This is a genomic window from Pseudomonas salmasensis, from assembly GCF_014268375.2.
Lineage (GTDB): Bacteria > Pseudomonadota > Gammaproteobacteria > Pseudomonadales > Pseudomonadaceae > Aquipseudomonas > Aquipseudomonas salmasensis.
In genome coordinates, this window is record NZ_CP077083.1 from 5863995 (window position 1) to 5886118 (window position 22124).

The window sequence follows — 22124 nt, forward strand, 5'->3', positions numbered from 1 at the left end:
CGGTGTTCGGCGAGCCGGTGGCTAGTGCGCCGCACTTATATACACAACGTCGGCTTGTTTCGCCGCGCCCCAATGCGCTGCTATGAGTAACTTGAACTTCAAGGGCGGGAAACCTTTCATCTCTAATCGTGAAATGCGGTGGAACTCAAGCTGCGCAGGTTTTTCTATCGCAGACACATCCATCGGAGGATTGACCATGACTGACCAGCCACTAATATCCACCCACACCCCTCCTGACGCGCACCGAAGCGGCACGATGACCAAGGCTGAGCGCACACTTTCGCTGGCCGCTGGCGCTGCCCTATTACTGCATGGCTGTCGCAAGGGTGGGTTGAGTGGTGCACTCCAGGTTGCGGCGGGCGCCTACGGTGTAATTCGCGGTGCAGCCGGGCACTGCGCACTGAAGCGGGTGTTGACACCAACCCCCTACGAAACACAATTCAGCCGCGAACATCAGTGGCCGATCAGCGAGGCAATCACGCGCAGTATCACGATCTTGCGCCCATCGGATGAGGTGTCTGCCTTCATCGCCAGGCCCGAGAACATCGGCCCGTTGCTGCGCTGGGTCGACAGTGTCGAGCAACTGACCCTGGACACCGCGCTCTGGAAGCTCCGCGCACCGGCCGGCCGGCGCCTGCAGTGCGCGCTTGTGCAGATCGATACACAGGATCGCTATGTACTGCATTGGAAAACTCCAGGCGACGCGCGATGGGCGCACGACATTACCGTCTCGCTGAGCCCCGCCCCGGCCGGCCGTGGAACCCAGGTCAAGGCGGTGGTGGTGTGCAAGCCGGCAATGGCCAAGTTGGGCTATGGCTTGGCGCGTGCGATCAGCCTGTTCAGCGACAAAGCCTTGCTCAACGCCCTGCAGGCAGTGAAGCAGCAACTGGAGACCGGCGAGGTCACCAACAACCGCTCCAGGCCGGAACAGGACGACGATTTTTTTTACGTACGCGCCGGCGCTGACCAGGTCGCAACCGATCACCCGTCAGCCAAAACCGGCGTTGTTATCGAAGGAGGACCCCACTGATGCGCGCACTCACTTGGCAAGCACCTAATCTACTGCGAGTCGACAATGTCGCCGACCCTGCCATCCTCAACCCACGGGACGCGATCATTCGCGTCACTCTCTCCTCTGTCTGCGGTTCGGACCTGCACTTGCTCGGCGGCTACGTACCGGCCATGAAGCCCGGCGATATCATTGGCCACGAATTCATGGGCGAAGTGGTCGAGGTCGGCAAAGGCGTCACCGACCTGCGCAAGGGTGACAAAGTGATCACCATCTCAATCATCGGCTGCGGCAACTGCGAGCCGTGCCAGCGCAGCGATTTCTCCTGCTGCGACAACTCCAACCCAAACCCGTCGGCGACGGACCTGATGTATGGCCAGCCATGCTGCGGCATCATCGGCTACAGCCACGCTTTTGGCGGTTACCCGGGCAGTCACGCGACCTACGTGCGGGTGCCGTTCGCCGACGTTAACCTGTTCAAGGTGCCCGAAGGCGTGAGCGATGAGCAGGCGCTGTTTGTCTCGGATGCGGCGCCCACCGGTTACTTCGCGGCGGACAATGCCGATATCCAGCCCGGCGACACCGTGGCAGTGTGGGGCTGCGGCGGCGTTGGCCAGATGGCGATCTGCAGTGCTTACCTGTTGGGCGCCGAGCGGGTGATCGCGATTGATCGTTACCCCGACCGGTTGCGCCTGGCCGAGGAACGCGGCAAGGCGATCCCTATCAACTACGAGAAAACCAACGTGCACGAAGCCTTGCTGGAGTTGACTGGCGGACGCGGCCCGGATCGCTGCATCGACTGTGTGGGCATGGAGGCGCATGGCACCGAGATCGACTATGCCTATGACAAGGCCAAGCAGTTGCTCAGGCTGCACACCGAACGCGGCAGCGTGCTAAGGCAGGCCATACGTGCCTGCCGTAAAGGCGGCACGGTATCGGTGGTCGGCGTGTACGGTGGGTTGCTCGACAAGTTCCCGATGGGCGCGATCGTCAACAAGGCGTTGACGCTAAGATCCGGACAGCAACCGGGGCAGCGTTACGCAACGACCCTGTTCGAGCATATTCGCAAAGGCGAGCTTGACCCTGCCTACTTGCTGACCCATCCCATGAGCCTGGAAGACGGGGCGCAAGGCTACAAGCTGTTCAAGGAAAAAACCGATAATTGCCTGCGGGTGGTGTTTAAGCCCTGAGGGTCGAGCGTGTGGTTTCAATGCCTGGCACGCCGAACAGCGGGGGGATGTGTGAGCCGTAGATGCCGATACCCATGCTCCGATGAGCGGTTTAGCCAGGCTCCGCGACCGGCGTCGCCAGGCGATTGCACGCGTACAGCGCACTACCCAGCAGCATCAACGCGCCGCCTCGCAGCCAAGTGTCGAGGCCTTGCTGGCTGAGCAGGATCAGGCAGGAAACAATCGCCAGCACCGGCACCCAGGTCGGCACACGAAAATGGTGTTCTGCGACGAGGTCGCGGCGCAATACCAGCACCGCCAGGTTGGTGCTGAGGAACACGAAAAGCAGCAACAGCACGACCGTCTCGGCCAACGCTTCGAGCGTGCCGGACAACGTCAAGGAGATGGCCATCAGGGTGCTGGCGATGATCGCGACCCAAGGCGTACGCCGCTTGGGCAGCACGCGCGAAAGCGGCCCCGGCAACAGGCCAATGCGGGCCATGCCATAGGCCAGGCGGCTGGCCGTGACCATGGTCAACAGCGCACCGTTGGCGACCGCCACCAGTGCAACGAAGGCGAAGAGCTGGGGCGGGATACTCAAGCCCGAGGCGCGTACCACTTCGAGCAACGGCGCCGAGGTGGCCGTCAGTTTGTCCATCGGCAGCCCCACTGAAGCAGCGACACCGACCGCTGTATACACGATGCCGGCCGTCACCAACGCGGCAAACAGCGCACGCGGATACACCTTGCGCACCCCGCGTATTTCTTCGGCCAGGTTTGCCGACGTTTCAAAACCGACAAACGAATAGAACGCCAGCAATGCAGCGCCCAGCACCGCAGGCATAGGGTTGACGCCGGCCTTGAACTCCAGCGCGCGGCCGAGGTTGGCTTCGCCCGACTGGATGCACCAGGCCGCGGCCACCACCAATAGCAGCCCGGACAGTTCGATGCAGGTCATGACCATGTTGGCGCCCAACGACTCCTTGATACCGCGAGCATTGAACAGCGCTATCACCATCAGGAATATCAGCGCGGTCAGGTGCGGTGATACGTCGACGAACGCCGCCAGGTAGTCGCCTGCAAATGCCAGGGACAGCCCGGCCGCGCTGGTGACGGCGGCCGCCAGCATGCAAAAGCCGACCAGAAACGAAATCAGCGGTGACTTGAATGCCTTCTCGGCGAACACCGAAGCAGCGCCGGCATAGGGGTACTTGGTCACCAGCTCCGCGTACGAACCTGCCGTGAGCATGGCGAAGAACAACGCCACCAGCAGCGGCACCCAGATCGCCCCGCCCACCTCGCCGGCGATGGTGCCGGCCAGCGCGTACACGCCGGCACCGAGCACATCGCCGAGAATGAACAGAAACAACATCGGGCCCGTCACGGCGCGCCGCAAGGACGGTTTTGTGGGTGCGGCTTAGCTGAAGCTGGACTCGGACATGGGCGGCTCGGGCGGCGGGGTTGTTATCAGCAATCAGCGGGCGCGGGCCGGCTGACGCAGGGCACTCTACAATGGAAAATCCACGCGCCGCCAAAGTTCCGTTTTCCGCTGCAACCCCAGCGCAGGCGCCCCGTCAATCGTCCTCGTGCAGGTGCGCGTCAGCGCAGGGCAAGCGCCCCGATTCGCCGCCCGCAATCCGTTCCGCCTGATCAATGCCGCGCTTGAGCGCGTCGTGCACGGTCCATTCGGCGCCCGGCAACTGGCTGGTGCGTTCAACCACGCATTGCCCCGTCGCAGTATAGACGCTGACCAACACTTCGATATCGGCGTCTTCGCGCTCCCGGGCCCTGACTTCGATATGGCACCCGTTTTCCACTTCCTGAGTAAAGCACTCTTCTTCCAATGCTTTTTGGGCCCATGCCTTATAAGTATTACCACGAATAAACATAACTGTTCTCCCGGACCGTTAGTGGGTTGGCCTTCAAGTAAGACCTGAATGCCTTAAGAGGGATTCCGTCTTTTTTACAAGGGAAATTGCATCATGCACCTATAAAGCTCTAGTGCCGTTTCGCTTGTTAAGCCGTTCGTCAGGCGAAGTAAAAAATTGTTAAACCAACTCCGTGACGTCTATTCGAAATATTCGGCAGCGCGGTGAAAAACGCACCGCAGAGCAGCAGCGAAAGCCAACAGATCCGGGCAGTTTATGGGTTTTATCCATTGATGGCGCCGTATTGCCTGGCGTCAGGCACTTGACTGCGCCACGCACTAACAAGGGCGGCGCCAGCGTTTCGCTTAAGTAATTTACGAACACTGTCGCCGGACTTTCGGCGCCGTAACAACGGACGTTTTCAATACAGGAGCAAGGCATGAAACGAGCGATTGGCTATTGCCTGGCATATCTCGCCAGCGTCTTCTTGTTAAGCGGCTGCAACTTAGTGGTGTTCAACCCCAAGGGGCAGATTGCAACCGATGAGCGCGACCTGATTATCCTCGCCACGGGCCTGATGCTGTTGGTTGTGGTGCCGGTGATCGTGCTGACGTTTGTGTTTGCCTACCGCTACCGCGCCACCAATAAAAAGGCCCGTTACTCACCGCGCTGGGCCAGTTCCCACAAAATCGAAGCGGTAGTGTGGGGCGTGCCGCTGCTGATCATCATCGCCTTGGGCTGGGTGACGTGGAAAACCACCCACGCCCTCGACCCCTATCGCCCGCTCGACTCGGACACGCCACCGATCAACGTCCAGGTGGTGGCCATCGACTGGAAGTGGCTGTTCATCTACCCCGACCTGGGTATCGCCAGCGTCAACGAACTGGCCTTGCCGGTGCACACGCCGGTGAGTTTCACCATCACCTCCGACGCGGCCATGACGTCCTTCTTCATCCCGGCGCTGGGAGGGCAGATCTATGCGATGGCAGGCATGCAGACCAAGCTGCACCTGATCGCCAACGAAACCGGCGAGTTCAAGGGAATCGCCGCCAACTACAACGGCCCCGGTTTTTCCGATATGCATTTCACCACGCTGTCATTGAGCCCCACCGACTTCCAGACCTGGGCGAACAAGGTCAAGGGCGCCTCCACAGTCCTTGACCAAACGAGCTATGCGCACTTGGCCAAGCCCACCATCAAGCACCCCGTGACCTATTACTCGGCAGTGCAGGAGCGGCTGTTCCTGGACATCGTCGATAAGTACGAAGGCATGAACAAGGCCAATAAAACCAGGCGAGCGCCATTGAGCGGTACTGAAAAGCGCGTCGATCAACACCCCAGTTTACTGGCCGAGGAGCAATAACAATGTTCGGAAAACTGTCATGGGATGCGATTCCAACCACTGAACCGATTGTGATGTACACGCTGGCCTTCATCGGGCTGATCGGCGCGGCGATGGTGGGCACCATTACCTGGAAACGCAAATGGGGCTATTTGTGGCGCGAGTGGTTCACGTCGGTGGACCACAAAAAGATCGGATGTATGTACATCATCGTCGCGCTGGTGATGCTGCTACGCGGTTTTTCCGACGCAATCATGATGCGCACCCAGCAAGCCATGGCCGCCAGTGGCGGGCCGGGTTATCTGCCGCCGGAACACTACGACCAGATCTTCACTGCCCACGGCGTGATCATGATTTTTTTCATGGCCATGCCTTTCGTGGTCGGCTTGATGAACATCGTGGTGCCGCTGCAGATCGGCGCGCGCGATGTGGCCTACCCGTTTCTCAACGCGCTGAGCTTCTGGCTGTTTGTGGTCGGCGCCGCGCTGGTGAACATTTCACTGGGGGTCGGTGAGTTCGCGCGCACTGGTTGGGTTGCGTATCCGCCGTTATCCGGGCTGGCCTACAGCCCGGGAGTCGGGGTGGATTATTACATCTGGTCACTGCAGATATCCGGCATAGGCACGTTACTGACGGGGGTAAACTTCTTCGTCACGATCCTGAAGATGCGCACCGAAGGGATGACCCTGTTCAAGATGCCGGTGTTCACCTGGAACGCGCTGTGCACCTCGGTGCTGATCCTGGCGGCGTTTCCGATTCTCACCGCCACCCTGCTCATGCTGAGCCTGGACCGTTATCTGGGCATGCACTTCTTTACCAACGAAGCCGGCGGCAACCCGATGATGTATGTCAACCTCATCTGGGCCTGGGGGCACCCGGAGGTGTACATCCTGATCCTGCCGGCGTTCGGGGTGTTTTCCGAGATTGCCGCGACGTTCAGCAGTAAACGGCTGTTCGGCTACGTGTCGCTGGTGTGGGCAACGATCTCGATTACCGTGTTGTCGTTCATTGTGTGGCTGCACCACTTCTTCACCATGGGCGCAGGGGGTAACGTCAACGCGTTCTTCGGCATCATGACCATGATTATCGCGGTGCCGACCGGGGTGAAAATCTTCACCTGGCTGTTCACCATGTACCGTGGCCGGGTGCGCTTCGAGACCCCCATGCTGTGGACCCTGGGCTTTATCGTGACCTTCAGCATCGGCGGGATGACCGGGGTATTGCTGGCAGTGCCGGGCGCTGACTTCATGCTGCACAACAGCCTGTTCCTGATCGCGCATTTTCACAACGTGATCATCGGCGGCGCGGTGTTCGGCTACATGGCCGGCCTGACCTACTGGTTCCCCAAGGCCTTTGGCTTCCGCTTGAACGACAAGCTGGGCCGCATCGCCTTCTGGTGCTGGCTGATCGGCTTTTATTTCGCGTTCATGCCGTCGTATGTACTGGGCTTTATGGGCATGACCCGGCGCCTCAACCATTTCGACAACCCGGAATGGCGGCCGTGGCTGCTGCTGGAAGTGCTGGGCGTGCTCATCATCCTCTGCGGCGTCATTTCCCAGGCTTTGCAGCTGTTCGTTAGCATCCGCAACCGCCACCAATACCGCGACCTCACTGGCGACCCGTGGGACGGGCGCACCCTGGAGTGGGCCACCTCCTCCCCGCCGCCGCTGTACAACTTCGCCGAGCAACCCAAGGTCAATGACCTGGACGCTTATTGGGGCATGAAGGAGCGCGGCGTGAGCACCCTCATCCACACCGACTACCGAAGCATCCACATGCCGCGCAACACCGCCTCGGGCCTGGTGATCAGCCTGTTCGCGCTGATCTGCAGCTTCGCCCTGGTCTGGCACATCTGGTGGCTGGCGGCGTTCGGCCTGGTGGCTTCGGTGGTCGCGTTCGTGGTGCGCAGCTACGACGAAGACACTGATTACTTCGTGTCCGCGCAAGAGGTGGCGCGCATCGAAACGGCACGTCTCAAAGACCTGGCAGAGGCTTGATCCATGTCCAATATCGTGATTGAAAAAGACGTCGCTCATACTCAGGAACACGGACATGAAGACGCGGGTTCGCTGAGCGTCTTCGGGTTCTGGATCTACCTGATGACCGACTGCATCCTGTTCGCGACCCTGTTCGCGGGCTATGCAGTGTTGCGCGACAGCGTCGCGGGCGGTCCGTCGACCATGGATATTTTTGAGCTGCCCTATGTGCTCGCTGAAACCATGCTGCTGTTGCTCAGCAGCATCACCTACGGCTACGCGATGCTCGCGATGAACCGTGGCCAGCAAAGCCAGGTGCTGCGTTGGCTGGGACTCACGTTCGTGCTCGGCGCCGGCTTCATTGCCATGGAAATCAACGAGTTCCACCATCTGATTGCAGAAGGCTACGGACCGGACCGCAGCGCGTTTCTGACCGCGTTTTTCACCCTTGTCGGCACCCACGGCGCGCACGTGTTGACGGGGTTGATCTGGATGGCTGTGCTGATGGTGCAGATTCGCCAGAAAGGCCTGACCAACACCACCGCCACCCGGCTCAGTTGCCTGAGCCTGTTCTGGCACTTCCTGGACGTGGTGTGGATCTGCGTGTTTACCGTGATCTATCTGTTGGGAGTGGTGTGACATGTACAAGCAAAGTTCGATTCACAGCAGCGCCGGTACCAGCCATGGCAGCAGCCGTTCCTACCTGGTCGGGTTCCTGCTGTCGGTGCTGCTGACCCTGATCCCTTTCGCCCTGGTGATGTTCCCTTCGCTGCCGCGCACCATCACCGCCTGGCTGGTGGTGGCGCTGGGGGTTATCCAGATCGTGGTCCACCTCAAGTTCTTCCTGCATCTGGATACGGCCGAGGAACAACGCTGGAACCTGATTGCACTGATTTTTTCGGCGGTCATCATTCTTTTGCTGGTAGGGCTCTCGCTATGGATCATGGACAGTATTCACCACAACATGCTGGCGCACTGAGGTACTGGCTGGGGCTGCTCAATGCAGGAATTCAACTGACCAAGCCAGGGATCATTTTTGGCAATCTCACGTCGGTGCTGGGGGGTTATTTCCTCGCTGGCGGCGGGCGCCTGGCAGACCCTGCGCACCTAGTTGCCACCCTGCTCGGCACTGCATTGGTGATCGGTTGCGGTTGTGTCATTAACAACTGTGCCGATCGAGACATTGATCGGCGCATGGTGCGAACCTGCCATCGCACACTGGCGCTGCGAACCATCGCGGTGCCCACCGCAGCCAGCTATGCCATCGCACTGGGCGTCAGTGGTTTCGGCCTGCTCTGGGCGGGCAGCAACCTGCTGGCGTGCTGCCTGGCGCTGGTCGGGCTGGTGATCTATGCGGGGGTCTACACCTTCTGGCTCAAGCGCCGTTCCCACTGGGGCACCTTGGTCGGCAGCCTCTCCGGGGCAATGCCGCCGGTGATCGGTTATTGCGCGGTCACCGCAAGGTTCGACGCCACGGCGATGATGTTGATCCTGGTGTTCTGCTGCTGGCAGATGCCTCATTCACACGCCATAACGGTGATGCGCCGCGAGGACTTCCGCGCAGCGCGCCTGCCGCTGCTGACCCTGCACCAAGCCCACCGGCAAATACAGGCATACACCATGGCCTTCTTCGTAGGCACCCTGATGCTGGGCGTGGTGGCCCGGATGGGCATACTTTATTTCGCCGTGACCAGCGCCTTGGGCGGTTACTGGCTGGCGCTCGCCAACAGCGGCGTGCGCCGGGTCGATCCAACACGCTGGGCGCGGTGTATCTTCGGGTTCTCGATTCTGTTGATGATGGCCCTCAACCTGATGCTGGCGCTGTCCACGCTGTGTCGAGCAAGCTGCGAATCTTCCTGGGCAAATCAGCGGGCTGGTAGGGTTTGGCAATCAATTCGAATTCATGCACCTGTATATCCGCGCGCTCCAGCGAGTCTTTCGCATAGCCCGTCGTAAGCAGCACCCTGGTATGCGGATACAAGCGCGCTATCTCACGTGCGAGTTCCGCGCCATTCATCTGGCCAGGCATGATCAAGTCACTGAACACCAGGTCATAGGTCGCGCCGGCGAGCCGGTCCAGCGCCTCGGCGGCAGTGTGTGCAATGTCGGTGCTATAACCGTAGTCGGACAGAACCTCCTGCGCGAGCTCGGCCACTTCGGGCCGGTCCTCCACAATCAAGATGTGCTCGGCGCCTTGAAGCGAAGTGGCCGCGGGCGTTTGCTCGACCCAGAGCTGGCTGTCGTTCGCCGGAAAATACAGGCATACCGTAGTGCCAAAGCCTGGGAACGAATGGATGCGCGCTGTGCCGCCCGATTGCTTGACGAAGCCATACACCATCGACAACCCCAGCCCGGAGCCCTTGCCCTCTTCCTTGGTGGTGAAGAATGGCTGCATGACTTTCTCCTGGAAACTCTCATCGATGCCGTTGCCGTTATCGCTGATCGAGAGGCCCACGTAGCGGCCTTCGGCCAACCCGTCGCGTTGCGCATTGGCATCGCTCGGAACCTGAACTTTGCACGTCTTGACCGTCACGGTCGGCTCGGTATGTCCTTCAAGCGCTTCTTGGGCGTTGGATAACAAATGCTGCACCGCCAGCTCCGCCTGGGCAGGGTCAATACGGCAGTTCCACAGGTCCTCAGCCAGATCCACATGCAGCTGGACATCCTGCAGTGTCTGCGCCACGAAATCGGTGCGGCTCAGCAAGGTGTTCAGGTTGATTACGCGACTGTCGAGACGTTGCTTGCGCGAGAACGCGAGTAGCTGTTGGGTCAAGGTTTGAGCTTTCTCGGCGGCGGCCCTGGCGCGGCTGGCGCTGTTGAGAATGCGCTGCGGGTCCGTGCCGGGGCGCTTGGCGCTCTGCTGGATCAGTTCGAGATAACCGACCATCACCTGCAGCAGGTTATTGAAGTCATGGGCGATGCCGCCGGTCAGTTGCCCGAGGGCCTCCAGATCCTGGACGCGGCGCACGCGCAGTTCTGCGTCGCGGCGCCGGCTCACGTCAAGCTGAGAGGCAAAAAAGTACGCCTGCAATTGCGTCCGATCACTTCATCCTGTTCATACCCCGTCAGCCTCAGGAACGCCTGATTGGCGAAGACGATCGGGTTGTCGGCTTGTCCGGGGTCGCAAACGATCATCGCGCTAGAGCCCCGCCGGATCGATACGGTCGACCACGGGCTTTTTCTTGCTTGCCAAGGTTCACCTCCAGTTACGTGGTGCGTGTTCCATGGACCGTGAAAACGTCGCGCAGTGCCACCCTGCGCTGACCAGGCGCCCGCCGCAGGCGGTCGGGCGCCGCGCATTACGTCAGCGCTTGGCTGCTTTGTCGGGGTCGGCTGAGCGACGCAGGAACGCTTGCGTCAGTTCCGGTAAGTGCTGTAGCAGCCACTCGGCCATGGCGATTTCCTGCGGCAGGATCTTTTCGCAGGCCGCTAGAGTTTCCGAATCACCGGCCTCTTTCGCAGCGGCGATAAGCGCCGTATAGCTGGCAATTTCCATGTTTTCGAAGACGTAACCGGCCATCGCGCCCTTGATGACTTCGTCACTCATCAGTGAGCCACCGACTGCCTGGCCGAACGCCATCAGCTTGCCCCCCATGTCTTTCAGGGTCGATGAGCTGCCGCCCAGACGCGTCAGGCACTGGTCAATAAGTTGCTGCTGGCCGAGGGTTTCCTCAATGTGCTGGTCGATCCGTGCCTTGAGCTGGGGGTAATGTTCCAGGCGCTCGGATTGCGCCTTGAGCATTTTTTCGGCCTGCTGCTCCATCGCATGGGCATCACGTAGCCAATCGAGCAGGTTTTCCTGTGGAGTCGCCATGTCGTTAGTCCTCTTGATAAAAAATGGCAGGCGCCGCACGCCCGAAAGCGTGCGGCTGCCCAGCTTCAAATTTCGGGTTTAGGTTGCATTCCCGAGCCCAGGTCAGCGCCGGTAACGGGATCGATCGTCGCATCCGAGGCCGTGCGGATTTTCATCGCGCTTAATGTCGCTTCGTCATCGGCATCCAGCTGCACAGTGGCCAATCCATCGCCACCATCGACCGCCGGTTGCGGGCTTTCCACGAACTCCCACTCTTCGCCCTGGTTCCACGGGCCACGCATACCTTCCGCGCCTTGGGACATGTTGTAGTAGACCTGCGTGAATTCCGGCATGCCCGGCAGCTTGCCTTGCGGGAAGTTCGGCTGGATCGAATGCAGCGCCTTTTCAAAAGACAATTGATGCGCGATTTCCCGCGTCATCAAAAAGCCCAGCGCCTCTTTTACGCCCGGATCATCCGTGACGTTCATCAGCCGCTCGTAGACGATTTTGGCGCGGGCTTCGGCCGCGATATTGGAGCGCATGTCCGCGGTGGGCTCACCGATAGTGTCGATATAGGCCGCTGTCCAGGGCACGCCCGCGGAGTTGGTTAATGGAGCACCGGCACCGTACAGCAGGCTGGTGATGTGAGAGTCATTGCCGGCGCCGTTAAGGGAGCGATACAACTCGCCCTCCTCTTCCACACCTTCGGCCATTCGCCCCTTGGCGCCCTTGTTGAGCATCACGATGATGGACCCGACGATCTCCAGATGGCTGAGCTCTTCGGTGGCGATGTCCATCAGCAGATCCTTGCGGCCCGGATCGTCTTCAGCCAAGGCCTGGGTGAAGTAGCGGGACGCTGCCGCCAGTTCCCCTTGAGCGCCACCAAACTGTTCCAGCAACAGGTTGGCCAGGCCCGGATTAGGCTCGGCCACACGTACGGTGTATTGAAGTCGCTTGTTATGTAGAAACATCAACAAATCTCCTCAGGCTTAAGAAGGGGCAGCGCCCGCTTGGAGCGCTACCTACCTTTTTGTGAGGCGCCTCGCTGTTGATAAATTTCAAAATAAACCTTTGCTGCGCGACCAGCGGTTGAGTGCTACGCATTAAGCGAAACCGCGGCGCAGAGCATTTGTAGGCTCACTTCCCGTCGTCGTTCTGCGGGCAAGGAACGGTGTCTATCCCAGGGGTGCCGTTGGGCGGAAGCGTGACACCCTGATTTTTGCCACCGTCTGTCTCCTCGGGCGCCCGTTCAGGTGACGTGTCATCGGGGTGGTCCCAGTCAGTTGTTGCGTTCGGATCTTCGTTGCGACCGGCCGTTCCCAGGACGCAACCATCCTCATTCGGGTCAGGCGTTTTTTCCGGCGGCAGGTTTTGACAATTGGATGAGTCATGGTTCATAGCGAGCATCTCCTGTGTAACGTATGAAACCAATTGGAATCGTCTATAAGTTTGCGGTGCCATGTAGAAGACGAACGGCCAGTTATTCCCGACGCGCCGACTTAAGCGTGCAAGCTCCAGCGATTAGTAGGGGTGAGGCCAACTAAGCGAAGCGGAGCGATCGGGTGGTTACCATCAAATTAATATCTAGCGCCCTCTCAGAAACGGCACTCTATGAGATACGTATTGTTAACGACCGCCTGTCGCCTTCCGGTAAAATTCTTAAAACATTTTTTCTCCGACCGACATCCCATTAAATATCCATTGCAGAAAATGGGAAACTAACGAAGCGCTACCTTAGTAAATGGAGAACTCTTATGACTACAGGCAACAAATATCCAGGCAACTTTGCTAACGACCGCGAAAAAGCTTCCGAAGCAGGGAAAAAAGGCGGCCAATCATCGGGCGGAAACTTTGCCAATGACCGCGAGAAAGCGTCTGAAGCAGGACGCAAGGGCGGTCAACACAGCCATGGCGGAGGCCGAAAATCGGGATCTTAGTGCTCATACAGATGGCGGCCTCGCCGCCCTTTGGGGCTCGTTTCGGCGTGCTCATTACAGCGGCGTAACCGGATATACCTGCGCCGTCGATAGCACCTTATCGATCGCTTGGCCGAAACAAACCGGGTGACTGTCGGCAAGAAGCAGCACTTCTGTACTATTCGAAGCACCGTTTCCCTCTGCTCGGCAGCCTATCTTGACGTAAACTCAAGGCCAATAATATAACCACGCCTACGGACCCATCTTTATATTAAAACTTCCTTGGCGCTGATGAAAATCAGGCAACTTAAACCAGGAGATCGGCAGTAAGGAGATACCATGTCAAACACTACCCATCTCGGTCAATGCGCTTGCGCTACCTGTCAGTGCGACGCCTTGGCAGACCATCAACGGGACGGAAAGCACTACTGCAGTCAAGCGTGTGCCCACCTGCACCCACACGGGCAACCTTGCCCGGCCGCTGACTGCCATTGTGAATCGAGCGTCACCCTCCATGAGCGTGCCATAAGCGACAGCCAGCTCGATGAAGCTATCGAAGAAACGTTCCCCGCCAGTGATCCTATTTCCCCTTAGTTTTTTTGAGCGCAGATTTCAATCGCCTGACAGCACTTTCATGGGTTCTCCCGGCTTTCTTCCAACAACAGGTCAACCACTGCTTGCCCGCCTTGCAGTCCGGGCGAAGACTGTGCACTGAAGACGCGCAGTTGACGCTCGGCGCTGCTGCCGTCGCGCAGCATTTGCTGTGCGCGGTCAAACACGACGTCTTCTCCCAACACACGGGCGGTTTCGCCGAATTGCTGCTCAGCCAGAATCAGCCACTGTTCAAGTGATATTGCCGCGGGGTCCGGAGCCAGCGTGAAGCGCCCATGATGTCCGCAACGACGAGCGCGAATGCAATTTTCCTTAAGCAGCCAAAGACGTTAAAGGCTGTATTGGCTGCCGGGGGTCGGCATCTGGCAGGCGTGTTTGATGATGATCCGGAACAGTCCCGCCAGGACCAACGCGTCGCTCAATCGCGGGCACGCGTCGGTCATGCGCAACTCCAGCGTCGGATAGCTCAACGAGGGCCGGCAACCCCACCAGACATTTGCATCCTCAGCCAGCGCCCCGCTACGTTTCAATAAGCCCAGGTATTGCTCGAAGCTCTGCTCATCCGATAGAAACTCAGGGATACCCATGCGCGGCCACTCATCGCAGACTACTTGCCGATAACTACAATACCCACTGGGCTGACCCTGCCACAACGGCGATGAAACGCTTAGAGCCAGCAGCATCGGCAACCAGGGCAACACCTCGTTCAGCACTGCGATTCGATCAATACCCGTCGGGATCTCTGCGTGAACATGCAGACCACTGAGCACGCTGCGCTGCGCGACGATCTGGAACTCCTCAAATAAGCGCTGAAAATGGAACTGACGCGTAGCACGCTGCGCCCGCCAATCTGCCATTGGGTGTACACCGCTGCATATAAACCCCAGCCCATATCCGGCCAACACCTGGCTCAACTCGCGGCGCACCCGGCCGAGGTAAGTGGCGGCTTCTGCGGCGTCGTCAAACACTGGAGACGCCACTTCGACCTGGCCCTGGAACATCTCATAAGAGAAGCCATCGCCGATGACCTCGCGGCACGCCGCAAGCACATAAGCTGGCGGCTCGGCGAGCATTCGCCGACTGCGCAGATCTGTAATGAAATATTCTTCTTCAATGCCAAAGCGCTGAGTGCGATCCATACGCAGTCAGCTCAGTCGAGTAACGGATAGCGCCACCGCTGCGATGCGTTCGACGCGCTCGTACCCTGGTTTTTCCAGCTCTTCGCCAAACACGTCCGGGTCAAGCTCATGGTAGGTCCAGCCAAAAGCATCGCTACTCAACAAGGCGCGAGCGGATTCAAGGAACAAATCGCGGCCATCGACCATCGCCACCCGGTGTAGAGCAATAAAGTGCCATCGCGTTCCAAACGGGGCAGCGCTTCGCGCAAAAGCGCAGCGACAACGCTTCGCCCAATTCACCGCCACCGTGGCGGTAGGACCGCTGCTGACTGTCCTTCATGTAGGGCGGATTGGCGAGGATCAGGTCAAAGCGACCATCAACGCCGTCGAGCACATCACTGTGATATACACTGACGTTTGGGACGTTGGCGAGTTCGGCGTTGACCGCACTCATGCGCAACGCCTTTGGGTTGATGTCCACCGCGAGCACCTCTGCGTCAGGCCGGGCGCGCGCCACCAGCAAGGCACCGGCGCCCGAACCGCAGCCGATGTCCACGGCGCGGCGGATCGGCGCGAAGCGTTGGCGCAAGCTCTCTTCGATTACGCTGGCGAAACGGTAAGTGTCAGGGCCGAAAAAAACCGCATCAGCGTCTTCTGTCGGAAACGCCGAATGCGCCAACAGCAACGGGCCCAGGTTCGACCACCGCACCCGGCTCCGCCAGCGGCCATGCGTCTTGACGATAATTTCAGCCTGTTGCAGTTCCTGTCGTTCGGCAGCCTCGAAAACCTCAGCATCGAAGGGCCGCGACCAACCGAATATCCCGCGCGTATCGCTAGCCGGTGCATTGTCCCAACGCGCCATGACCCGTTGATGGGTCAGCGGTGTGGGCGTTATAAAGCGATAGCCCTGCGCCTGCAGGCGGCGGCCCAGATTGAGCAGTGCCCGATCGGCATGCGATTGGACCGATGACCCGGAGGGCGTTGGGCACAGTGAGTCGACCATAGGCAGGGCTCCTTGTCAGTCAGCGCAGAGCTGCGCGTAATTCGATAAAACGGCGGGTGGCAAACAAGCCGGCGGGCCGATGATGGCGGTCAGGGCCCAGCCACGGTAATAACAGGGAGAGCAGTTGCTCGCCGTCGGGCTCCTGCAGTGCCTTACGGAGTGCCTGAGTGTCAGGGTCATCCAACATTTGCGTGTTTGCGTCCAGCGATACGGGCCGCGCCGGGCGCGCGTGCGCAGTACCTTTTGCATCACGCCAGTCACCGGCGATCCAGTCCCGCAGCAATTGTTTTTCATAACCGCTGAACACGCCGAACATGGCGGCACCCGCGCCTTCGATCAATTACCAGAAACGACTGTCTTCAGGGGCGACTTATTACGGAGGGCGCTTTTTTGCGCGTCCTATTCAGAAAGAGCCGCACACGACGCAATAATTCTATCGGCATGCGCTAAGTTCTGACAAAGTGATGGGTTAACCCTTGGCGGCCAATTTCGGAAGGCTTCAAGCGGTGGCTGAAGCGTGCGCCACCAGTTGCTGAATCGGTTTACCCTCATCTACTCAGTGGTACGCGATCATCGTCATTGAGCCAAGGCTGACGCTGGCAGGCTATGCCGGCATCGTTGCGCAGTTGACCATCACAGAACGATCAAATACAGGGTCCGGCCAGCGAAAGCTTATTATCGCTCCACATCATTAAGCATGCCTGTAGGTGGCCGACGTCGGTGCTCAAAATTGTCCCATTGCTCAGGTTTACGTTGCTCTGCGCAATACATACACACATAAACATCTGGGCTTAAGCCAAGATAATAACCTTTACGTATATAAGGGTGGCTACAACCGCTCGATGGGCGCTCGCCATTAGCTGGTAACTCTTTAGCCATATAAAACCCATAGAAAAAAAGCCCGCACTGAGTACGGGCAAAAAGGAGTTATACCTAGAGGCTGCCTGAGTGAACAGGCTCAGTATTAAGAAGCCAAAAACTATGCAGCGGTTTATTTTTTTCAACGAAAGGCGACGAAAGGCGCGATTAACAAGCGAAGCGTAAAATCATATGGTAAGTCGATGCTTTAAGATAAACGCATGGAATTTGTGTAGATAAACCAAATCTATCTAAGCGCACACCGGGTTCATTTCCTGCCTTTAGCAAGTCATCAGATACTCGCAAAGCGTCGCCGAACAAGCCCGAACTGCGCCGTCTAAAATCAGCTCATAACCATGAGTGTTTTCAGTAGGTATCGCTACGCACCCCGCTCTAGCCGACGAGCCATTGCTTAATACGGCGCTCGCATCTGAGGCAAATTCGACGAGTAACGCATATTGAGGGCTGTAACCACAGCGCTCAGTTGCAGCGGCTAAGGCCGTCACGATGTCGCGCGTGTAGTAACCCTTTTCGTCGCCGGTATTGATGATTGGATCGACGCTCAGCCTCGTTCCATACTCATCCATCACTGGCCCGACCTCTACAGCGATGGTGGTTTCACCTGGTAGGGACGCGGATGCGAACATCGCCCCTGCATTGGATTCTTCTTCCGACGTCGTAAATACAAAATATACATCACATGCCAGCTCATCTCGACGATGACTCAATTGATGCGCGGCATCAATCACGGCCGCCATGGGTGCACGGTCATCCAGAAAATGCGCCGCGATGGCGTCACCCACTCGAAACGGCTTACGCCAATGGCGACTCAGCACGACCCGCGTACCTGGACGTACGCCTTGAGTGCGCAGGACCGGGGGTGAAGATCGCGTAATCACATGAACGTCATTCCAATGCACATCTCCCGATAACACATCAGCGCCTTGAGGCGCATTCCGCGTCGTATGCATTGAGCCGAAGGACAAAACGCCCGGGATAATTTCGTTATCACCCAGAATATCAACCGGACACATACCGAAATTCACCGGGTTCGCGCCTCCCAGGGCGATAACTCTCAATGTGCCATCTTCATTGACGCTCTTAACCACCATCGCGATTTCATCCATGTGCGCCATGACCCTTACAGCTCCGCGCGATTCGGTAGCCTTCCGCTTACCCTTAATAAGTCCTATAACGTTACCTGCGGCATCAACCCATGTTTCGTCGCAGAGAGGAGTAATGGTTTGCAAGCATATTTCGCGAACCTCATCTTCCTGCCCACCTGGCCCGCGAGCCATCAGGAGTTGAGCTAACAACTCGGAAAGTGTGTTTTGCGGGTTTGATGCTCTGGAAATAGCTTCACGTTGTGCATCAGACATTTTCGGTCTCTCGCGCAGGCACTTGTAAGTGACAAACGGCGCCATTGCGGCGCCGCTGGTTTCAAATCACGGCTCTCACTTGGATTCCAATGTTGCAGCCTGATTGCCACCCTGCTCCGCAATCTTTGTCAGCTTTTCATCGGCGCCTTTTTCCTCAGCGAGCGTCGCAGCCAACAGCTTTGCAGCGTCGTCATATTTAAGGTGTTTGGCCATCGCTATCAGGGTGCCATAGGCGGCTATTTCATAGTGTTCCACCTTCTGCGCCGCGCCAATCAACGCTGCATCAAGAACGGCGCCCTTCTCGATCTCTTCCAACAGTTCTTTCGACTCTTCAACCAACCCCTCCATCGCCACGCATTTCATGCGTTTCAATTTCATCCCGGTCAGTTCCACCAATTGATCAATGCGCTCGATCTGGCCCTGGGTTTCTTCCAGATGTGAGGTAAAGGCCTCCGCCAACAGCGGGTTGGTCGCCGCTTTCGCCAAGCGCGGCAAGGCTTTGGTGATTTGCTTTTCCGCGCTGTAAACATCAGAGAGTTCGTGGATAAACAAATCTTCGACAGTTTTTCTAGCCATTTCGAGACTTCCTTCTGGTCACTGGGGCGTCGCCTAGTCGTGGCGTTCGCGTGGGATTTACATGCCAGCAACACTTGCCGTGCATGAAAACTGACCCGCTCAATTTAAGAGGTGTTCCGAAAATTTTCGGGGTGACTGATAAAAGGTTCAGAACTAGCCGAGGGCTGTATCAAGAAACATCATGACGCCGAAACCCAGCATCAGGCCTAAGGTCGCTGGTGTCTGATGACCATTGCGATGTGTCTCGGGAATGACCTCATGGGACACTACAAAAATCATGGCGCCAGCTGCCAAGCCGAGAGCGATGGGATACCCCAAGGCAAAGCTACTGGAAATCCCTAAACCGACAATTGCCCCCAAGGGCTCCATCAGCCCCGAACCAACCGCAATCAGCGCGGCTCGAAGCGCGCTGATGCCTGTCACTCGTAATGCCAGGGCGACTGCTAACCCTTCCGGAATGTCCTGTATGGCAATTGCGGTTGTCAGAGGCAGCCCCACCTTCATATCGCTGTTGGCGAAGCTCACCCCAATAGCCATGCCTTCTGGCAGGTTATGCAGCGTGATTGCCAAGACGAACAACCAAACCCGATTGATACGCTGCGCGTCCGGTCCCATGCGTCCGCTTTTCTCGTGTTCGTGAGGGACGAAACGATCAAGGCCAACCATCAGCGCTACGCCCAATCCCAATCCCGCAACAACAACGCATGCTGCGAGCAATTGGTTTGCGCAAAGGGCCTGTGCTGATTCAATACCAGGGAGAATAAGCGAGAAGGAACTGGCGGCCAGCATCATGCCGGCGGCAAAGCCAAGCATGATGTCTTGTGTACGGGCGGCGATATCTCGCAATGCTATGGCTGCGGCTGCGCCGATAGCTGTCGCAACGAAACCGGAAAGTCCGCCCAGAAAAGCAAAGTGGAGATTCGCCTTATTGGCACCGACGAATGCGCCATAACCGGAGATGACCAGGAAAACAGCTACACACAACAAGAGTATCCAGAAGGACAGTCCTCCCCACCCCGAGCGGGAAATGTGTACGAACCAAGCGCGCAAAGGCGCTTCAAACGACGGAGAGGGCTCTGACATTTTTCCTCCACAGCTTTCTGCGTTATGAGCATGAAACGCAGCAATGGGAAACCACCTTTCGCGTTAAATGCAGAGGCTCTGATTCGCAAAGATTGCAGTCAGCCTTTACTGTGCTCGGGCGAAGATGGCCCCTCCTTTATCCCCCGTGGTCCGGCGACTCCCCAGACGACCAAACCCAATACCGGGAAAATGATCAGACCGAGCGCCCACGCGGCTTTTATCCCTATGGTTTTGTCGCTCCGAAACACGCTGACAATGGCCCATAGATCGACAAGCAGAATGAACACGGCGACAGCAATCGCAAAATAGGTGGTGGCTTCAGACATGGTTTAGCCATCCTTAGGGTGTTAACGCTTAGGCTCCGCTCGAATACGGACGTTCCAAGAAAATCACAGGCCTCCAGCAAGCACGGATCTGAGTTTTAATTTTCTTTGGCAATGATGGAGATTTTTCCGTTGCGCTCAATTATCGCGAACTTGATATCTTCCAGCCGCTCGATACCTTGGCTGGAGCGCGCAGCCTCCATTACATCAGCTTCGATTAATCGAGCGTGCCGCAGGCGTCTGTGCAGGAGCTTGCCATTCTCGACGATGATCGTTGGCTCACCATCGATCAGCCTTGATACCCAGCTAGAACGCTGTTTAAGCAGCGATAGGCCAACATCAATGGCAATCAGCGTCACGATGACGAGTATGCCGTTGGTGATGGAAAAATCATCGCCCAGCAGCGCTTGCTGGGTGGCTTCGCCGATCATCATCAGCAAGACGAAATCGAAGGTCGTCAGCTCTGCCAATGAGCGACGCCCAGCAATCTTAAAGAGCACCATAAGGGCTAAATACATTGCTCCTGCACGCAAGACAGAGTCCATAGGCCACCTAAGGGAAAATGAATTGAACAAGTCTGACGCTTCGAGTGCTGGATGAGGTGATTTTGCTGCGAAAGAGACCGACCGCATCGCCGCGTAGGGTGATGTACAGGATCGCCTGTCCATCAGCGTCGGTTTGCATCCAGAGTTTCATGCCCTGAGAGGAACTTCGTGAGCGCAACGGTTCGGGTTGTAATGTTTCGATGCTAAAACCTTCCAGCAACTGCCCAGCCAGCTCCAGCTCAACGGTTGAGTTCGGCCTTTCTGTTAGCGTGATTTTCATCGAGTTGGTAGAGCCGTTTCGATGAAACATCTCATATTCAACCCTCACCTTCCCGTCGTCGCTACGCACATCTGTCGAACTAAGCAGTCCTCTGGAAAACACGCCCGCGAGCGCCATCACCAAAATTAAAACCAACACGTACCAGCCGACCCGCTCGAAACGCCAAACTTTCAATTGATAGGCCATGTCCTCACGAAGGGGACGGTTTCGGCTTTTCAAGTCTGAATGATCGGTGTCTTCGCTCATCAGGCTTCACCTGTATCGCCGAGCCGTGCGCGGCGATGAAAGTGCGGAAGCTGGCGTAATGCGTATTCCGTGGCTTCCTCTTGAACCTGACAACGTCCGCCGAAGAATCGGTGTTCGTGACTGAACAGATAGCACTCATCATCGGACTGAAACGCCCAGGCAAAACAAATTGTGCCCGCAGTAATACCGTCCACATCGTCGGGGCCGAGTATCCCCGTAGTGGCAATGGCGGCATTTGCAGTGCTGTCTCGTAAAGCCCCCTTCGCCATTTCCTTAGCGACCTCAACGCTCGTCAGGTTGAACGTCTCGATAGTTTGGGGACTAACATGGAGCAATCGTTGCTTGGCCTGCGGCGAATAGACCACATAACCACATTCGATGAATTCGCCGCTGCCTTCCACTTCAGACAAAAGCGTGACGATTTTGCCTGCGGTGCAGGACTCTGCCGTGGTCACGACCAAGGCGTGCTCACGCAAGTATTGGACTATTTCATCTGCGATGGGCATGAGCTGAACTCAATGGGGGCATTGTTCGATCGACCACTACAGATGCCGAACATTCCAAAGATTTCCAACTTTTGGCCGATTGCTGCCACTGAGTCTCAGTAAGTACTCTCTCGGCCTACCGCCCTTTGGTTTCCGTCCCTTCCGCTGCTACGCTCTTGAGTCCTCGATTGGAGTCGAAACAATGCCCACCGAATATTCACTTTCTGATGTTCTTGAGCGGTTATACCAAAATCAGCTCGCCTTGGAGGCCGCAGTGATGGAACTGACCTTGAAGGTAGAAGACCAAGGTGCAACGGAGATTGGTGCTAACGTCCGAGGTGCACTTCAAACCATCGGAGAGAACGCCGGACATATCAAGCAGGGCTTGGCTAAGCTGAGAACCCAGGGCACTGATTAGCGGACCCGACGCACCGGTGAGCTTGGCGGTTATCCTGCACAGCAGGAAGGCTGGACTCGCCGAAGAGTCAGAACTCCCGTGCGCTGCGCGGCGACATGGTGAAGATACGGGCGCCCTCAACCTTT

22 protein-coding genes and 4 pseudogenes are annotated in these 22124 nt (G+C 57.7%); 10 read left to right on the forward strand and 16 right to left on the reverse strand.

All coding sequences use genetic code 11. The features are described 5' to 3' along the window. The first annotated feature begins 82 nt into the window (after positions 1 to 82). Together HU731_RS26385 and HU731_RS26390 are read left to right on the forward strand one after the other, a co-directional pair. Positions 83 to 1030: an SRPBCC family protein gene (locus HU731_RS26385; protein ID WP_225931546.1), complete on the forward strand. Its 948-nt coding sequence runs from the start codon at positions 83 to 85 to the stop codon at positions 1028 to 1030. Continuing rightward, positions 1030 to 2199, forward strand: a complete 1170-nt coding sequence (locus HU731_RS26390) for a zinc-dependent alcohol dehydrogenase (protein ID WP_186606255.1) — start codon at positions 1030 to 1032, stop codon at positions 2197 to 2199. The genes HU731_RS26385 and HU731_RS26390 overlap by 1 nt, the downstream gene beginning before the upstream one ends. Positions 2200 to 2290: 91 nt before the next feature. Here the strand turns inward: HU731_RS26390 and HU731_RS26395 are convergent, their stop codons facing one another. After that, positions 2291 to 3550 carry an APC family permease gene (locus HU731_RS26395; protein WP_186606254.1) on the reverse strand — a complete coding sequence of 420 codons (1260 nt, stop codon included), beginning with the start codon at positions 3548 to 3550 and terminating at the stop codon, positions 2291 to 2293. Between the two features lie 202 nt (positions 3551 to 3752). Then, positions 3753 to 4067, reverse strand: coding sequence for a hypothetical protein (locus HU731_RS26400; RefSeq protein WP_054068927.1), 315 nt, complete (start codon positions 4065 to 4067; stop codon positions 3753 to 3755). A gap of 418 nt (positions 4068 to 4485) precedes the next feature. On the opposite strand from HU731_RS26400, the gene cyoA reads away from it, so the two are divergent. From cyoA to cyoE, 5 genes and pseudogenes are all read left to right on the forward strand, one after another. After that, positions 4486 to 5409: a ubiquinol oxidase subunit II gene (gene cyoA / locus HU731_RS26405; protein ID WP_186606253.1), complete on the forward strand. Its 924-nt coding sequence runs from the start codon at positions 4486 to 4488 to the stop codon at positions 5407 to 5409. Positions 5410 to 5411: 2 nt separating this feature from the next. Continuing rightward, positions 5412 to 7385: a cytochrome o ubiquinol oxidase subunit I gene (cyoB, locus tag HU731_RS26410; protein ID WP_186606252.1), complete on the forward strand. Its 1974-nt coding sequence runs from the start codon at positions 5412 to 5414 to the stop codon at positions 7383 to 7385. Positions 7386 to 7388: 3 nt separating this feature from the next. Next, a complete protein-coding gene (locus HU731_RS26415; protein ID WP_186606251.1) occupies positions 7389 to 8003 on the forward strand; it encodes a cytochrome o ubiquinol oxidase subunit III in 615 nt (204 codons plus the stop codon). Between the two features lies 1 nt (position 8004). Further along, the gene (gene cyoD, locus HU731_RS26420; protein WP_183000315.1) at positions 8005 to 8343 is read left to right on the forward strand and encodes a cytochrome o ubiquinol oxidase subunit IV; all 339 of its coding nucleotides are present in this window, start codon (positions 8005 to 8007) and stop codon (positions 8341 to 8343) included. Continuing rightward, a pseudogene (gene cyoE / locus HU731_RS26425) lies at positions 8301 to 9188 on the forward strand (heme o synthase); the annotation flags it as partial. The gene cyoD and the pseudogene cyoE, both read left to right, overlap by 43 nt. Here cyoE and HU731_RS28675 read toward each other — a convergent pair. The 4 genes and pseudogenes from HU731_RS28675 to HU731_RS26445 all read right to left on the reverse strand — a co-directional run bounded on the left by HU731_RS28675 (position 9169) and on the right by HU731_RS26445 (position 12555). Further along, positions 9169 to 10499 (reverse strand): annotated as a pseudogene (locus HU731_RS28675) (response regulator). The pseudogenes cyoE and HU731_RS28675 overlap by 20 nt on opposite strands. A gap of 169 nt (positions 10500 to 10668) precedes the next feature. Beyond that, positions 10669 to 11178 carry a ferritin-like domain-containing protein gene (locus tag HU731_RS26435; RefSeq protein WP_186606249.1) on the reverse strand — a complete coding sequence of 170 codons (510 nt, stop codon included), beginning with the start codon at positions 11176 to 11178 and terminating at the stop codon, positions 10669 to 10671. Positions 11179 to 11243: 65 nt separating this feature from the next. Next, the gene (locus HU731_RS26440) at positions 11244 to 12128 is read right to left on the reverse strand and encodes a manganese catalase family protein (protein ID WP_186606248.1); all 885 of its coding nucleotides are present in this window, start codon (positions 12126 to 12128) and stop codon (positions 11244 to 11246) included. A gap of 166 nt (positions 12129 to 12294) precedes the next feature. Next, the gene (locus HU731_RS26445) at positions 12295 to 12555 is read right to left on the reverse strand and encodes a hypothetical protein (protein ID WP_186606247.1); all 261 of its coding nucleotides are present in this window, start codon (positions 12553 to 12555) and stop codon (positions 12295 to 12297) included. A gap of 356 nt (positions 12556 to 12911) precedes the next feature. On the opposite strand from HU731_RS26445, the gene HU731_RS26450 reads away from it, so the two are divergent. Together HU731_RS26450 and HU731_RS26455 are read left to right on the forward strand one after the other, a co-directional pair. Beyond that, positions 12912 to 13094, forward strand: a complete 183-nt coding sequence (locus HU731_RS26450; protein ID WP_186606246.1) for a con-10 family general stress protein — start codon at positions 12912 to 12914, stop codon at positions 13092 to 13094. Positions 13095 to 13412: 318 nt separating this feature from the next. Further along, positions 13413 to 13667, forward strand: coding sequence for a metallothionein (locus tag HU731_RS26455; RefSeq protein ID WP_186606245.1), 255 nt, complete (start codon positions 13413 to 13415; stop codon positions 13665 to 13667). 38 nt (positions 13668 to 13705) lie between these two features. Here the strand turns inward: HU731_RS26455 and HU731_RS26460 are convergent. The 10 genes and pseudogenes from HU731_RS26460 to HU731_RS26505 all read right to left on the reverse strand — a co-directional run bounded on the left by HU731_RS26460 (position 13706) and on the right by HU731_RS26505 (position 21602). Beyond that, positions 13706 to 14824 (reverse strand): annotated as a pseudogene (locus HU731_RS26460) (carboxylate-amine ligase). A 6-nt stretch (positions 14825 to 14830) separates the two neighbouring features. Beyond that, positions 14831 to 15806, reverse strand: a pseudogene (locus HU731_RS26465) (methyltransferase). 19 nt (positions 15807 to 15825) lie between these two features. After that, on the reverse strand, positions 15826 to 16122 hold the full coding sequence (locus tag HU731_RS26470) for a hypothetical protein (protein WP_186606244.1): 297 nt from the start codon (positions 16120 to 16122) through the stop codon (positions 15826 to 15828). Between the two features lie 823 nt (positions 16123 to 16945). Then, positions 16946 to 17962, reverse strand: a complete 1017-nt coding sequence (locus tag HU731_RS26475) for a zinc-binding metallopeptidase family protein (protein WP_225931693.1) — start codon at positions 17960 to 17962, stop codon at positions 16946 to 16948. A gap of 156 nt (positions 17963 to 18118) precedes the next feature. Next, on the reverse strand, positions 18119 to 18619 hold the full coding sequence (locus HU731_RS26480; protein WP_186606242.1) for a YciE/YciF ferroxidase family protein: 501 nt from the start codon (positions 18617 to 18619) through the stop codon (positions 18119 to 18121). A 153-nt stretch (positions 18620 to 18772) separates the two neighbouring features. Continuing rightward, complete coding sequence (locus tag HU731_RS26485; protein ID WP_186606241.1) at positions 18773 to 19702, reverse strand: ZIP family metal transporter; 930 nt, start codon at positions 19700 to 19702, stop codon at positions 18773 to 18775. Positions 19703 to 19800: 98 nt separating this feature from the next. Next, on the reverse strand, positions 19801 to 20028 hold the full coding sequence (locus HU731_RS26490; RefSeq protein WP_186606240.1) for a PLD nuclease N-terminal domain-containing protein: 228 nt from the start codon (positions 20026 to 20028) through the stop codon (positions 19801 to 19803). A 95-nt stretch (positions 20029 to 20123) separates the two neighbouring features. Continuing rightward, complete coding sequence (locus tag HU731_RS26495; RefSeq protein WP_186606239.1) at positions 20124 to 20570, reverse strand: DUF421 domain-containing protein; 447 nt, start codon at positions 20568 to 20570, stop codon at positions 20124 to 20126. 7 nt (positions 20571 to 20577) lie between these two features. After that, positions 20578 to 21096: a hypothetical protein gene (locus tag HU731_RS26500; RefSeq protein WP_186606238.1), complete on the reverse strand. Its 519-nt coding sequence runs from the start codon at positions 21094 to 21096 to the stop codon at positions 20578 to 20580. After that, on the reverse strand, positions 21096 to 21602 hold the full coding sequence (locus tag HU731_RS26505; RefSeq protein ID WP_186606237.1) for a CinA family protein: 507 nt from the start codon (positions 21600 to 21602) through the stop codon (positions 21096 to 21098). Before HU731_RS26505 ends, HU731_RS26500 begins: the two co-directional genes overlap by 1 nt. Before the next feature lie 181 nt (positions 21603 to 21783). Between HU731_RS26505 and HU731_RS26510 the strand changes: the two genes are divergently transcribed. Then, a complete protein-coding gene (locus tag HU731_RS26510; protein WP_186606236.1) occupies positions 21784 to 21999 on the forward strand; it encodes a hypothetical protein in 216 nt (71 codons plus the stop codon). The last annotated feature ends 125 nt before the right edge of the window (positions 22000 to 22124 follow it).

What these genes read in the sequence shown, in the direction of transcription:
- HU731_RS26470 (WP_186606244.1), bottom strand. Translation starts at nt 16,122, where the DNA reads ATGTTCGGCGTGTTCAGCGGTTATGAAAAACAATTGCTGCGGGACTGG.
- HU731_RS26480 (WP_186606242.1), bottom strand. Translation starts at nt 18,619, where the DNA reads ATGGCTAGAAAAACTGTCGAAGATTTGTTTATCCACGAACTCTCTGAT.
- HU731_RS26435 (WP_186606249.1), bottom strand. Translation starts at nt 11,178, where the DNA reads ATGGCGACTCCACAGGAAAACCTGCTCGATTGGCTACGTGATGCCCAT.
- HU731_RS26505 (WP_186606237.1), bottom strand. Translation starts at nt 21,602, where the DNA reads ATGCCCATCGCAGATGAAATAGTCCAATACTTGCGTGAGCACGCCTTG.
- cyoA (WP_186606253.1), top strand. Translation starts at nt 4,486, where the DNA reads ATGAAACGAGCGATTGGCTATTGCCTGGCATATCTCGCCAGCGTCTTC.
- HU731_RS26385 (WP_225931546.1), top strand. Translation starts at nt 83, where the DNA reads ATGAGTAACTTGAACTTCAAGGGCGGGAAACCTTTCATCTCTAATCGT.
- HU731_RS26490 (WP_186606240.1), bottom strand. Translation starts at nt 20,028, where the DNA reads ATGTCTGAAGCCACCACCTATTTTGCGATTGCTGTCGCCGTGTTCATT.
- HU731_RS26510 (WP_186606236.1), top strand. Translation starts at nt 21,784, where the DNA reads ATGCCCACCGAATATTCACTTTCTGATGTTCTTGAGCGGTTATACCAA.
- HU731_RS26395 (WP_186606254.1), bottom strand. Translation starts at nt 3,550, where the DNA reads ATGTTGTTTCTGTTCATTCTCGGCGATGTGCTCGGTGCCGGCGTGTAC.
- HU731_RS26450 (WP_186606246.1), top strand. Translation starts at nt 12,912, where the DNA reads ATGACTACAGGCAACAAATATCCAGGCAACTTTGCTAACGACCGCGAA.
- HU731_RS26500 (WP_186606238.1), bottom strand. Translation starts at nt 21,096, where the DNA reads ATGAGCGAAGACACCGATCATTCAGACTTGAAAAGCCGAAACCGTCCC.
- HU731_RS26475 (WP_225931693.1), bottom strand. Translation starts at nt 17,962, where the DNA reads ATGGCTCGCGGGCCAGGTGGGCAGGAAGATGAGGTTCGCGAAATATGC.
- HU731_RS26485 (WP_186606241.1), bottom strand. Translation starts at nt 19,702, where the DNA reads ATGTCAGAGCCCTCTCCGTCGTTTGAAGCGCCTTTGCGCGCTTGGTTC.
- HU731_RS26495 (WP_186606239.1), bottom strand. Translation starts at nt 20,570, where the DNA reads ATGGACTCTGTCTTGCGTGCAGGAGCAATGTATTTAGCCCTTATGGTG.
- cyoD (WP_183000315.1), top strand. Translation starts at nt 8,005, where the DNA reads ATGTACAAGCAAAGTTCGATTCACAGCAGCGCCGGTACCAGCCATGGC.
- cyoB (WP_186606252.1), top strand. Translation starts at nt 5,412, where the DNA reads ATGTTCGGAAAACTGTCATGGGATGCGATTCCAACCACTGAACCGATT.
- HU731_RS26440 (WP_186606248.1), bottom strand. Translation starts at nt 12,128, where the DNA reads ATGTTTCTACATAACAAGCGACTTCAATACACCGTACGTGTGGCCGAG.
- HU731_RS26455 (WP_186606245.1), top strand. Translation starts at nt 13,413, where the DNA reads ATGTCAAACACTACCCATCTCGGTCAATGCGCTTGCGCTACCTGTCAG.
- HU731_RS26400 (WP_054068927.1), bottom strand. Translation starts at nt 4,067, where the DNA reads ATGTTTATTCGTGGTAATACTTATAAGGCATGGGCCCAAAAAGCATTG.
- HU731_RS26445 (WP_186606247.1), bottom strand. Translation starts at nt 12,555, where the DNA reads ATGAACCATGACTCATCCAATTGTCAAAACCTGCCGCCGGAAAAAACG.
- HU731_RS26390 (WP_186606255.1), top strand. Translation starts at nt 1,030, where the DNA reads ATGCGCGCACTCACTTGGCAAGCACCTAATCTACTGCGAGTCGACAAT.
- HU731_RS26415 (WP_186606251.1), top strand. Translation starts at nt 7,389, where the DNA reads ATGTCCAATATCGTGATTGAAAAAGACGTCGCTCATACTCAGGAACAC.